The following is a 12,386-nucleotide window of genomic DNA, read 5'->3' on the forward strand; positions in this document are numbered from 1 at the left end:
GTCGCGTTCGTTCTTGTTATCGGTCTCTCAACAGAGGAGCCTTTGCTCAATCGAACTACGACAAGGAAAGCTTAAGTTGCTGCTTAAGCCTGGGTCTCACATTACCCGAAAGGGGTTTAAATAGTAATTAAGATGGATGTATTATCCATACAAGAGCTTTAAACGAAACTATGCTCCTCACCCGATTTAGTGGACACCTCATCATTACTTTAAGGAGGCTAATATGCCTAGATATACCCAATCTAGAAAGACATATTTTTACCCCGCTAATTTCAAAATCAAAGCAGTCAAACTTAGCTTACGAGACGATACCGAATTAAAGGACGTTGCCGAGGCGTTAGGTGTTCATCTGTTAATACTGAGTACTTTGCAAAAATATCTAGAAGGTATTTTACTGTGCCGAATGGCACTAATTTATCGGATCTACACTGGCAATTAGCCTAAAGTGTTAATTTTACTGCCATCTACACTCACGCATATTTACTTTGTCGTTTATAAAAAGTACACCTTCTGATAATAATTTTTGACGCTGTTCTTGGTACTTGTTACTGCCTACAGGGAACGCTATTTTACCTTGGCTGTTTACAACACGATGCCATGGAATAACCGAATCACTTGGCATTATTTTTAATAAACGGCCAACTAAACGTGAGTTTTGCGGAAATCCAGCCAACGTAGCAACTTGACCATAGCTTGCTACTTTTCCTGCTGGGATACCGGCTATTACAGTATAAATAAGGGTTTCTTTTTCAATATCCATTTTTATCAGCGTAAGCCTTACTTAGTTGTTTAAATTGCTCCCATACAGTGCGTGCCACAGGGCCATGATGAATAGCATGCTGCCTAAACGCTCTTATTTGTGCGCTAAATTTATGTTCGCGATCTGTAATATGGATTTCTTGTAATAAGCCTGCTTTTATTTCAGGTTTGCAATGCTCTAGGCTCATCATTGCCCATCCGGCCCCTGAAAGTAAAAACGATTTTAAAGTTGCTACATCGTCTATTTTCATCATTGCAGAACCTTTAGAGTAAGATAGCCTATCGCTGTCTATGCTTAAATCGCTTTCAAACATAGCTAAACACGGATAGGTTTGTAATTGTGTGTATGTTAACTGTTGGGGTAATAACCCTTTAGCACTTACTATACCAATATCGAGCTTACCTATGGGCACGCTTTCTAAGTCACCTGTAGCATGAAATAAATCAAACCAGGGGCCAATACCTAACTCTGCTTGCCCACTATTAACTTGTTCTAATGATACAAACCGTTTGCCACTGGTAATACAAAACTCTGTACTCGTAAACTGCCTAAAAGTATTACTTATGATCTTGTTATAACTTTGTTTATGACAGAGCTGTTCGTAACAAATTTGATATTGGGGTTCATTTCCTAACGAAAGCTCTTCTGCGAGTTTGGCAAGCTCGTCATTTGCATGCAGTAACTGTTGTGCCTCACGATGAAAAATACGTCCTTTTTCAGTAAGCTGTAACCGGTACTTAGTTCTATCTAGCAGCTCAAAGCCTATTTGCGCTTCTAAGTTTTTTATAGCCAACGTTAGCGCGGGCTGTGTTTTATGAAGCTTTTGCGCAGCACCGCTCAAACTTGCGCTTTGCACTATGGCATCTAATATTACTAATTGATTCAGCTTCATATACCGCCTCAAAACATTATAAGTAAAACTTATTGAGTATCTAAAATTTAATGAATTTTATTTTATATGTTTGCAGCGTATCCTGCACTTACTTATTTTGCCAATATTGCAACGGAGAAGACATGAAACTCTTTCGTCTATGTTTACTAACAACGACCCTACTTAGCTTAATTGCCTGTTCTGAGCCAGAACAACAAGTTAAAGAAGAGCCCATTCGCCCTGTTAAGCTGTTCAATATTGGCCATGACTCTCAAATCAATATTCGTAGTTTCCCAGCTGAGGTGGTTGCAAACCAAGGATCTTACCTTGCATTTAGGGTAAACGGAGAACTTATAGAGTTTCCGGTTCTTGCTGGGGAGCACGTTGAAAAAGGCGATTTACTAGCCAAATTAGACCCTGAAGATTTTCAACTCCAGTTTGATGAACGTAAAGCACGTTACGAACTAGCAAAATCGCAACTGAGCCGAATTGAACAATTATTCGAGAAAAAAATTACCAGTCAATCTGAGCTAGACCAAGCAACCGCCAATATGCAAATTGCTGAGTCGGCATTTAAAATTGCTGAAACCAACCTAGAGTACAGTGAATTGCGAGCCCCTTTTGCGGGCACTGTTGCCAAAGTGTTTGTAAAGAATTTTGAAAATATTCAAGCTAAACAAAATATTTTGCGCCTAGAAACGCGTGATTTAATGGACGTAGAAATTCAGGTTCCTGAAAAAATAGTGGCACGATTCAAAAAAGGCACTGATTACCACCCTACTGTTAAATTTGATGGTTTTGAAGATAAAGAATACTCGCTCGATATTAAAGAATGGGACACTCAAGCCGACCCAGCAACACTCACTTATAAAGTGGTGTTTTCGTTACCCGTGCCTGATGACTTTAACTTACTAGCAGGTATGACTGGCCGCGTTTTAATTGATTTAAGTAAAGTAACACGTTCGCAGGTTGCTTACACAATACTCCCTATTGAATCGGTTTTTTCTGATCCACAAGAAGCAATTAAAAATAATGCCTATGTTTGGCTTTATGATGAAAATACCGGCCAAGTCCATAAGCAAGCTGTTGAAGTTGGCCAATTACACCATGATGGCATAGAGGTACTTAGCGGTATTAAAGAGGGCCAAATTGTGGTGTCTGCGGGTGTTCACTCGATTGAAGAAGGCATGAAAGTTCGTCCATGGAATAAAGAGCGAGGCTTATAATTATGAGCTTTGCACAATTTTCTATAAAGAAAAAGTAATTAGTTGGATGTTTGCCCTGCTGCTTTTAATTGGTGGTAGCGTATCGTATTTTGATTTAGGCCAGTTAGAAGACCCTGAATTTACACTTAAACAGGCCATGGTTATTACCATGTACCCTGGCGCATCACCGCAGCAAGTCGAGGAAGAAGTTACTTTTCCACTCGAAAATGCAATTCAACAGTTACCCTATGTTGACCACGTGACTTCTATTTCATCCAACGGGAAGTCGCAAATTGCCGTGGAAATGAAGAGCACTTATCGAAAAGAGCAACTTCGCCAAATTTGGGATGAAATGCGTCGTAAAATAAACGATCTTTCTCCGTCTTTACCCAGTGGTGTTTATCCAAGTACAATTTTAGATGACTTTGGCGATGTATATGGTGTTTTATATTCTGTTGTAGGTGATGGCTATTCTTACGATGAACTAAAAGACTACACCGATTATTTAAAGCGTGAACTGGTATTAGTTAAAGGGGTAAGCAAGGTAACGATTGCAGGTGAGCAACAGCCGCAAGTAATGGTAGAAATATCTACCCGTAAATTAGCCCAACTTGGTATTGCACCTAGCCATATATTTGCTTTGTTACAATCTCAAAACACGGTGTCTAACGCGGGTAAAATTAGAGTGGGCGATGAGTCGATTCGTTTTCATCCTACCGGCGAATTTAAAGATGTTAAAGAACTTGAAACTCTGCTGATTTCTAAACCGGGTGCGAGCGAGCTTATTTATTTGGGTGATGTTGCCGAAGTATTTAGAGAGTACGCTGAAGTACCCACTAATGTAATTAGATATAACTCTGAGCAAGCGCTATTAATTGGCGTATCGTTTATGAATGGCGTTAATGTGGTTGATGTGGGTAAACGTATTGATGCTCACTTAGCAGAACTTGAGTACCAGCGCCCGCATGGTATTGACGTGAATGCTGTATACAACCAGCCAAAAGAAGTAGAAACCTCGGTAGACGGTTTTATTGTTAGCCTGCTAGAAGCAATTGCGATAGTAATTGTGGTACTCCTTATTTTTATGGGCCTTAAAAGCGGTATTTTAATAGGCGGTATTTTATTACTAACGGTTTTAGGCACCTTCATTTTTATGAAGTTGTTTGCCATAGACTTACAACGTATATCGTTAGGTGCGCTTATTATAGCCCTTGGTATGCTGGTAGATAACGCCATAGTGGTTACCGAAGGAATTTTAATTAACCTAAAACGTGGCCAAACCAAACTTAAGGCCGCAGTTAACATTGTGGAGCAAACTAAATGGCCACTGTTAGGTGCAACTATTATTGGTATTACTGCATTTGCGCCAATTGGTTTAAGCTCTGACGCAACCGGTGAGTTTGCGGGCAGCTTGTTTTGGGTGTTGTTTATATCGCTGTTACTTAGCTGGATAACCGCTATTACTTTAACTCCATTTTTTGCAAACCTTATGTTTTCAGAAAATGAATTTAAAAAAGATAAAAACACCGAAGACGATTCAGATAACGACCCATACCAAGGGTTTATTTTTACAGGCTATAAAGCACTATTAGATTTAGCAATGCACTATCGTAAGTCAACAATGATCCTCATGGTTGTATTACTGTGCAGTGCCGTAGTGGGTTTTGGTTCGGTTAAGCAGTCGTTTTTCCCTGCATCAAACACACCTATGTTTTATGTAGATTACTGGCAACAACAAGGTTCGGATATTCGTGCCACATTAGATGGCATAAAGAAGCTTGAAAACTATTTGCAACAAGAAGAACTTGTAGAAGAAGTAACAAGTACAACCGGGCAAGGTGCGCCGCGCTTTATGCTTACTTATGCGCCTCAAAAATCTTACTCGTCGTATGGACAACTTATTATAAGAGTAAAAAACCGCGAAGCAGTTGCGGTTGTTATGCAAAAAGTCCGTGATTATTCTCAAAATACACCGTTATCAGCTCAACTAAAAATAAAGCCTATGGAGATTGGGCCTTCTACTGATGCAAAAATAGAAGCCCGTTTTACAGGCCCTGACCCTGTCATTCTTAGAAAACTCGCAGCTGAAGCTGAAAAGCTTATGGCTCAAGATGACGGCGCATTTAATATTCGTAATGATTGGCGTGCGCGAACCAAAATGATTCGTCCACAGTTTAACGAGCAAAAGGCACGACGCTTAGGAATAAGTAAATCAGATTTGGATGATGTGCTGCTTACAAGCTTGTCGGGTAAACAGGTGGGTGTATACCGTGATGGTACTCAATTACTGCCAATTATTGCGCGCTCCCCTGCTAATGAGCGTCTTAATGTAGATAGCGTTCATGATTTACAAATATACAGCCCTGTTTTAGGTGTATTTGTACCAGTAACTCAAGTGGTAGATGAGTTTATAGTTGAATGGGAAGACAGCCTAATCATGCGTCGCGATAGAAAGCGGACAATAACGGTAATGGCCGACCAAAATGTGCTAGGAGATGAAACAGCCGCTAAATTGTTTGCCCGAGTACGTGGCCCTGTTGAATCTATAGAGCTACCTCATGGTTACTCATTAGAATGGGGCGGCGAATATGAATCTTCAAGCAAAGCTCAAAAAGCTATATTTGGGTCTTTGCCGCTTGGCTACTTAGCTATGTTTGCTATTACGGTTTTACTGTTTAACTCATTAAAACAGCCTCTTGTAATTTGGGCCACAGTTCCACTGGCAATTATTGGTGTCAGTGCCGGTTTGTTAGCAATGAACGCGCCGTTTAGTTTTATGGGCCTACTTGGGTTATTAAGCTTAAGTGGTATGCTCATTAAAAATGGCATTGTATTAGTCGACCAAATAAACCTTGAGCTAAAAGCGGGTAGCTCACCTTACCAAGCGGTTTTTGATTCTGGGGTGAGCCGTGTGCGGCCTGTAGCAATGGCTGCAATCACTACAATACTCGGTATGATCCCTTTGCTGTTTGATGTGTTCTTTCAATCTATGGCGGTCACAATTATGTTTGGTTTAGGCTTTGCGACCATACTCACATTAATAGTAGTGCCTGTTTTATATACTATGATTTTTAGAATTGAATACCAACCACGTAAATAAAGACATATTAAGTGTTTAACTAAATAAAAATGCCACAGCGTAAACTGTGGCATTTTTTATTAACTTAAATAAATACAGTGGTAATTTCTTAGCTTATTTTTTAAACTTAGCTTAGTGCGTGCGCCTGCTTTATTGATAGATGCACTATTTGCTTTTGCCGTTTTTGGTTTACCAACATAGGTTGTAGAGCGTTTTTGATATGGTGCATTAGTTCGATTATTTTTTTGCTCATCGCCTCGCTCTTTTTGCTTATTACGACGAGGGATTTCACCCTGAAAGTCGCGCTTAGGTGATATAGCAGCATTTTTATCAACTTGCTTGTTAGTATCTAACGAGTGCTCTTGGGTTTTGCCTGAGTCAGCAATTGAGTCGTTTATTTGCGCCATTTCAACATCGGATAGATGACGCCATTGACCCACTTTTAAGCCTTTTAATGTTACATTCATAATACGAGTGCGCTTTAAAGTCACCACCTCGTAACCTAAATACTCACACATTCGGCGAATTTGGCGATTTAACCCCTGAGTTAAAATGATCTTAAATTCTTTAGGGGCTGTTTGTGTAACCTTACACTTTTTAGTAACAGTATCTAAAATAGGAATGCCGTTGGCCATTTTAGATACAAATTGGCGGTTAAGGGGCTTGTCTACGGTGACAACGTATTCTTTTTCGTGGTTATTACCCGCACGCAAAATTTTATTTACAATGTCGCCCTCGTTAGTTAAAAATATTAACCCTTCAGAGGGTCTATCTAGGCGCCCAATTGGAAATATACGATCGGGATAATTAACCGCTTTGACAATATTGCTTTGAATTTTACGTTCGGTTGTACACGTTATACCCACCGGTTTATTGTAGGCAATATAAACGCGTTTAGGTGGTGTTTTTAATGGTTTACCATCGACCAATACTACATCGGTTGCTGCAACCTTCACGCCCATTTCTGGCGCATTACCATTAACTGACACACGACCTTGCTCAATATATTTATCGGCTTCACGGCGTGAACAAAAACCTGTTTCACTAATAAATTTATTTAAACGTTTTAATTCGGTCATATCACTTAATGGTATTAATTTTTTAGGGTCGCTAGTGTATACCCAAACCACCTAAAAATGCGAGTTATGCCGCCGATTTAATGTCGGTTAATTTGCGCCACAGCACTTCAAGCGGCCCTTGTTTAAAATAACGACTATAAAATAACGTAAATAATAACTGCACAGCAACTAAGCTGCCAGCAACTAACCAGTAATCTATTCTGTTAAAGCTAAGTATCCACTCTGGAAATAACACTCTATAAATAAGCAATTGCATAACTGTTTGGCTTATATACAGTGTGAATGCCATGCGACCCGCCTGCTGTATTAGTTTGCCAAACTGTGGGCTATTATTACAAAACTTAACAATTACATGAATATAAAGCCCTGCCATACACAGAGCAGCGAACATGTTAGAAATTTCTTGTAAACTCATCCCCAAACCACCAGTAAGCGTTGATGTGCTTAGTCGTATACTACAAAATATAAGTACACCTAAGCCACACACCCACAACTGCTGATTTGATAGACCTTTGTTAAATATTCCCTCTTTATACGCGTAAATGCCAATTAGCATGATGCCAACGCACATCCACATCGTCATTAGCGGCACTGTGATTAGCATAAGGATATTTATAAAAAGATTTTCATTAAAGTAATCACTGTAATGAGGACTAAATAACTCAATAAACTTGGCAGAATCACGAAAGCTCTGATCGTCAGGAATAGTGAACAACACTAAAAACGTAACAACCGCCGAGAGCCCAGTAAACTCAAGCCCTCTTTGCAATAGCTTAGGGTTGTCGGTGTCTAGATATTTAATAATAAACCAGCCAGACACCCCATAAACAAACAAAATATCACCAGCCCAAAGTAAAAAGACCATGTATAAGACCAAAAATTATGAGCCAATATAATCTACTTTTTATTTGTCACCGATGATTTAAAGCGCTGCCATTGAATATACAAACCTGCGCCAAAAAGTAAGCTAAACAGCGTTCTAAATCGGCCTTCTATAAACAGTATATTAAAATATTCAATGATGGTGTCGCTTACAGGGGGGATGGTTAAAGGCACATAACCAAATTCCATAAAACCAAAGGCATAGCCATTCATAAACACTAAGCCAAGCACGGCAATGCCGCGAATAAAGTCCATATTATAATTACGCATTAAAGCTGTTTTCCGTTAAATATTATTTTTATAGCTGTCGGCCCAGTCAACCGACTTCTGGTAAAGCTCTGGTAGTATATCACTTTGTATATTTAAAAATATAACAGCTTGTTCGAGTGCCCACCAGCTGCCGGTTTCGTATGCTTTAACAACTTTTAAAATGTAATACAGTGTGTTTTTTTCTTCGAGCAAGGCTGCTTTTATATCATCCTGGAAAGGTAATTTTTCAACAAGCAAGCTCATTGGTTGATCTAATATAGCGTCAAGAAGCGAAAACAAGCCGGTTAAAAACGCCTCTCCTGACTGATGCTTGGCCACTTTTTTAGCAATCAATTCACAAAAGCGCGCACGGACGACGCACACTTGCATTAGCTCTGCAGGCTTTTTACCAGCGGTGTGAGCGGTAACAATTAAACTAACAAACTTTTTTAACCGCTCTTGGCCCAAATAAACCAGCGCTTGCTTTAAGGAGGCTATTTTACTTTGTATGGGAAATACGCCGCTGTTAATTAAACGTAGTAATTTATAAGCCAGTGCGGCATCCAATTCAAACAACGCTGCTATTTTGGTTAAATCTGGATTGGGGCCCATTATTTCAGCATATATTGCAACGACTAACCCGTAGTTATAATCAATGTCGTTGTGCTTCATCATGGTGGGTTTTGCAAAAAAGTAACCTTGAAAGTAATCAAAGCCCATGCCAGCAGCAACTTCGTATTCTTCCTGAGTTTCTATTTTTTCTGCGAGTAACTTAATTTGTTTGTGATCTTTGAGCTTTTTTATAATAGGGTGAATATCGTCTAATGGGGTTATGGTTATATCAAATTTAATGAGTTTAACCAGCTTTAAAAAGCGATCCCATTGCGGTTTATATACAAAGTCATCAAGGGCTAAATTAAAATTACTATGAAAGAGCTCTCGGCATAACTCGTAATTTGTATCAGTGGGCTCTATGCTTTCAAGAAGCTCTATCACAACGTCTTGGCACGGTAAAAAGGCACACAGATCAAGCTCTAAAGATTCAGGCCCAATGTTGATGAGCGCTTTTTTACCAGAAGTGATATGGCGTGTGCCCAAATTAAGTTGATTTTCCATAATAAGCCTTGCAGTTGCCTGCCCTTCGGCTATATCAGGAAAAAAGTTTTTAGGACTGTCCCTAAAAAGTAGCTCGTAAGCAACTACTTTTTGACGCCGATTGAAAATTGCTTGCCTTGCAACAAATACAGACACTTTACCTACTTTATTTAATTCCATTAATACCAAGTTATTAATAGCGTAAATAATCTAAAATGTCACTTCGCTTAAGTTAAATTAAACAAACTTTATCGGTACAAGGTTGAAATGTAATCACTTGCAACCTGAGACCACGAAAAGCGTACTGCTTTAGCATTAGATTTTATTTGCTGCCATTTTTTGGGATGTTGCTTATAAAATGCTAGCGTTTCGGTTAAACATGAAAGCAAAGTATGTGTTTGCTCACGTAATGTTGCGCCATTAAAACTAAACCCATTTTGATTGTGTTTTACCGTATCTTTTAATCCACCAACACTATGTACCAAACAAGGTTGGCCTGCGCGCATTGCCAGCATTTGGCTTATTCCGCAAGGCTCAAACGAACTAGGCATTAAAAATAAATCACCTAATTGATACATTAAATCACCTACTTTTTGCGCATAACCTTTTAAAAATAGTAAATTTTCGTTACGTGCCATGGCTTTTGTAAACAATGCTTCTAGCGCTTTATCGCCAGAGCCTAATATGATTAAACGCCCACCCTGTTCATTAATACTATTACATACTGCGTCTATCGCAAGTTCACCATTTAATGGCTGACATAATAACAATACTTTTTGTTCTGTGAGTCTACCTACGCTTGTAACAATTGGCCCATTATTTGGTGTTGCTTTAAATTGCTTTAATCGTTGGTGCGCAATGTAGTGAACGCTTTCAAGCTGTTCGCTGTTGCTCATCCAAGCAAGTAAGCTTTTTTCTGCCTCGTTGTACAACTCGTCCATAACTGCATTTGCAACTTCCAATGCAGGGTATTCACAGCCATTCAAAATGCCGACCACTTTACCTTGTTCGGCTGCATTTTGTAGGTCTTGTTCAAGCCCCTCCCCACCAAAAAAGCCATCATTGTAATTACTGGGTTTAAGCACTTCTTGGCTGTAGGTAGGCGACACTAAATGAATTTTGTCTGCTAAATTAATGGCGCTTCGCATTGGGTTAAAACAATTTGCATACCTTGGGTCGCACAAGTGTTGCCCGTTGTAACTTAATGATGGAAACCAAGCTTCTAAGCTCGATTCATCGTGCTTAAAAGGCCTTATTCCTTGTAGTGCTATATTGTGCACTGTGTACGCTAAATGTATATCGTGTAAAGCACTGTAACGTGGCTCAAACTTAAGTAAAACAGCAACGCATGCGCTATGCCAGTCATGTAAATGCAGCGTACTAGGGCGTTTAAGTAGTCCTTGCAATAATGCTTCGCAAACAGCCGCATTAAATAGCGCAAACTTTGTTGCATCGGTTGCAAATGGCCTACCCGGTGCATCATTACAATAAACGCTACCCGATTCACTAAACATTGGGTGGCTTATTACAATTTGAGTTATGTTATTTTTTGTCTGATCCACTTTAAACAAAGTCATTACATGAGATTGAGCATTAAACGCCACGGTTACTTCACCTATGTAATGCCTATTTAATGGCTCAAATCCATAATCTGGGATCACCACATCAACCGATACGCCATGCTTCGCAAGAGCCTTCGGGGCATCACGGACTACATCTGCTACACCGCCTACTTTAGCGCCAGGTAACGCATCGTTCTCTGCTGCAACCATTAATACATGCATTAATTTACTACTTCCTTTGTTTTAATAAGCTCACCCGCTTTAGGGCAAGCTTGTTTTGCCTAACTCTGTATTAAGCTAGTTTCTTATTTTCTTGTGTTTGACGCTCTAACTTTTTAGCAAGTTCACTAAGCATGTCGCGTGTAACAAGTACAATGCCTTTTTTTGATACCCTAAAACCATTTTCTTCATCTGTTTTACGGTCAAAACCTATTTCAAGCCCTGCAGGTATTTCACAGCTTCTGTCTATTATTGCACGTTTAATTTTACATCCGCGGTTAATAATAGCGCCCGGTAAAATAACCGATTGTTCAATTTCACAAAACGAGCGCACATGCACGTTAGAAAACAACAATGATTTTCTTACTGCCGAACCCGAAATAATACACCCTCCCGAAACTGTAGAATCAAGGGCCATTCCTCGCCTGTCGTCATCATCAAATATAAATTTAGCTGGGGGTAATTGCTCTTGGTATGTCCAAATTGGCCACGCTGGGTCGTATAAGTCAAGTTGAGGCTCAGGCATAACAAGCTCCATGTTAGCCTCCCAAAATGAGTCGAGTGTTCCTACATCGCGCCAATATGGCTGACCTTCTTGTTGAGGGTCTCTGAATGGGAATGCAAAAACGTTATGCTCTTCAATAATAGCGGGTATTATGTCATGCCCAAAATCACGTCCTGACCCTTCATTTTCAGCATCTTTCTTTAGTTGCTCAAATAAGAACTCAGTATTAAATATGTAGTTACCCATGGATGCTAAACATGTACCCGGCTTGCCTGGCACTGAGCTTGGCATAGCTGGCTTTTCATCAAAACGACAAACACGGCTTTCTTCATCTACTGTCATTACACCAAAGGTATCTGCAGCTTCTTCAACAGGTACTTCGATACAACACACGGTCATATCGGCCCCTTTTTGAACATGTTCAGCAAGTAATGCACCGTAATCCATACGATAAACGTGGTCGCCTGATAAAATCATTACATATTTAGGTAACTCATGACGAATAATATCCATATTTTGAAAAACAGCATCGGCGGTGCCGCAATACCATTCATCACCATGGCGTTGTGATGCAGGTAATATTTCAACCGATTCACCTAATTCCTTTTTAAAGTGCCCCCAAGCTCGATTTACGTGGCGAATAAGTGAGTGAGATTTATACTGTGTTGCTATACCCACACGCCTAACACCCGAGTTGATACAGTTAGACAAAGGAAAATCAATAATTCTGTGTTTACCACCAAAGTAAACGGCTGGCTTTGCACGCCAGTCGGTCAATTCGTGCAGGCGAGAACCACGACCACCAGCCAGTATTAACGCATACGTTTCTCTAGTTAAGCTACTTATGTAGCGATTTGCATAATTAGGCATACTATTCTCT

Annotated in this window: 7 protein-coding genes and 3 pseudogenes; 3 read left to right on the top strand and 7 right to left on the bottom strand. The window is 39.7% G+C overall.

Features of this window, described 5'->3' with window-relative positions:
- Positions 1-223: 223 nt before the first annotated feature.
- A pseudogene (locus tag P20480_RS19780) lies at positions 224-388 on the top strand (transposase); the annotation flags it as partial.
- Between the two features lie 66 nt (positions 389-454).
- Here P20480_RS19780 and P20480_RS13530 read toward each other — a convergent pair.
- On the bottom strand, positions 455-760 hold the full coding sequence (locus P20480_RS13530) for an MGMT family protein (protein WP_008127844.1): 306 nt from the start codon (positions 758-760) through the stop codon (positions 455-457).
- Positions 750-1,652, bottom strand: coding sequence for a LysR family transcriptional regulator (locus P20480_RS13525; protein WP_008127847.1), 903 nt, complete (start codon positions 1,650-1,652; stop codon positions 750-752). The genes P20480_RS13530 and P20480_RS13525 overlap by 11 nt, the downstream gene beginning before the upstream one ends.
- 122 nt (positions 1,653-1,774) lie before the next feature.
- Here P20480_RS13525 and P20480_RS13520 point away from each other — a divergent pair, with 122 nt between their 5' ends.
- Together P20480_RS13520 and P20480_RS13515 are read left to right on the top strand one after the other, a co-directional pair.
- Positions 1,775-2,857 (top strand): efflux RND transporter periplasmic adaptor subunit, encoded by a 1,083-nt coding sequence (locus P20480_RS13520; RefSeq protein ID WP_008127849.1) that lies wholly within the window; start codon positions 1,775-1,777, stop codon positions 2,855-2,857.
- Positions 2,858-2,859: 2 nt separating this feature from the next.
- Positions 2,860-5,936 (top strand): annotated as a pseudogene (locus tag P20480_RS13515) (efflux RND transporter permease subunit).
- Between the two features lie 59 nt (positions 5,937-5,995).
- Here P20480_RS13515 and rluF read toward each other — a convergent pair.
- From rluF to glgC, 5 genes and pseudogenes are all read right to left on the bottom strand, one after another.
- Positions 5,996-6,994, bottom strand: coding sequence for a 23S rRNA pseudouridine(2604) synthase RluF (gene rluF / locus P20480_RS13510; RefSeq protein ID WP_008127857.1), 999 nt, complete (start codon positions 6,992-6,994; stop codon positions 5,996-5,998).
- A gap of 64 nt (positions 6,995-7,058) precedes the next feature.
- A pseudogene (locus tag P20480_RS17775) lies at positions 7,059-8,131 on the bottom strand (DUF418 domain-containing protein).
- 30 nt (positions 8,132-8,161) lie between these two features.
- Positions 8,162-9,376, bottom strand: coding sequence for an EAL and HDOD domain-containing protein (locus tag P20480_RS13505; protein ID WP_033025164.1), 1,215 nt, complete (start codon positions 9,374-9,376; stop codon positions 8,162-8,164).
- A gap of 92 nt (positions 9,377-9,468) precedes the next feature.
- Entirely contained in the window at positions 9,469-11,004 is a 1,536-nt protein-coding gene (locus P20480_RS13500) for a glycogen synthase (protein WP_008127864.1), read from the bottom strand.
- A gap of 70 nt (positions 11,005-11,074) precedes the next feature.
- On the bottom strand, positions 11,075-12,376 hold the full coding sequence (glgC, locus tag P20480_RS13495) for a glucose-1-phosphate adenylyltransferase (protein ID WP_006791778.1): 1,302 nt from the start codon (positions 12,374-12,376) through the stop codon (positions 11,075-11,077).
- Between the last annotated feature and the right edge of the window lie 10 nt (positions 12,377-12,386).

It is taken from the genome of Pseudoalteromonas sp. BSi20480, from assembly GCF_000241365.1.
Classification (GTDB): domain Bacteria; phylum Pseudomonadota; class Gammaproteobacteria; order Enterobacterales; family Alteromonadaceae; genus Pseudoalteromonas; species Pseudoalteromonas marina.

Excerpts from the sequence above, each read along its gene's own strand:
- P20480_RS13530 (WP_008127844.1), bottom strand. The coding sequence starts at position 760 with ATGGATATTGAAAAAGAAACCCTTATTTATACTGTAATAGCCGGTATC.
- P20480_RS13525 (WP_008127847.1), bottom strand. The coding sequence starts at position 1,652 with ATGAAGCTGAATCAATTAGTAATATTAGATGCCATAGTGCAAAGCGCA.
- P20480_RS13520 (WP_008127849.1), top strand. The coding sequence starts at position 1,775 with ATGAAACTCTTTCGTCTATGTTTACTAACAACGACCCTACTTAGCTTA.
- rluF (WP_008127857.1), bottom strand. The coding sequence starts at position 6,994 with ATGACCGAATTAAAACGTTTAAATAAATTTATTAGTGAAACAGGTTTT.
- P20480_RS13500 (WP_008127864.1), bottom strand. The coding sequence starts at position 11,004 with ATGCATGTATTAATGGTTGCAGCAGAGAACGATGCGTTACCTGGCGCT.
- glgC (WP_006791778.1), bottom strand. The coding sequence starts at position 12,376 with ATGCCTAATTATGCAAATCGCTACATAAGTAGCTTAACTAGAGAAACG.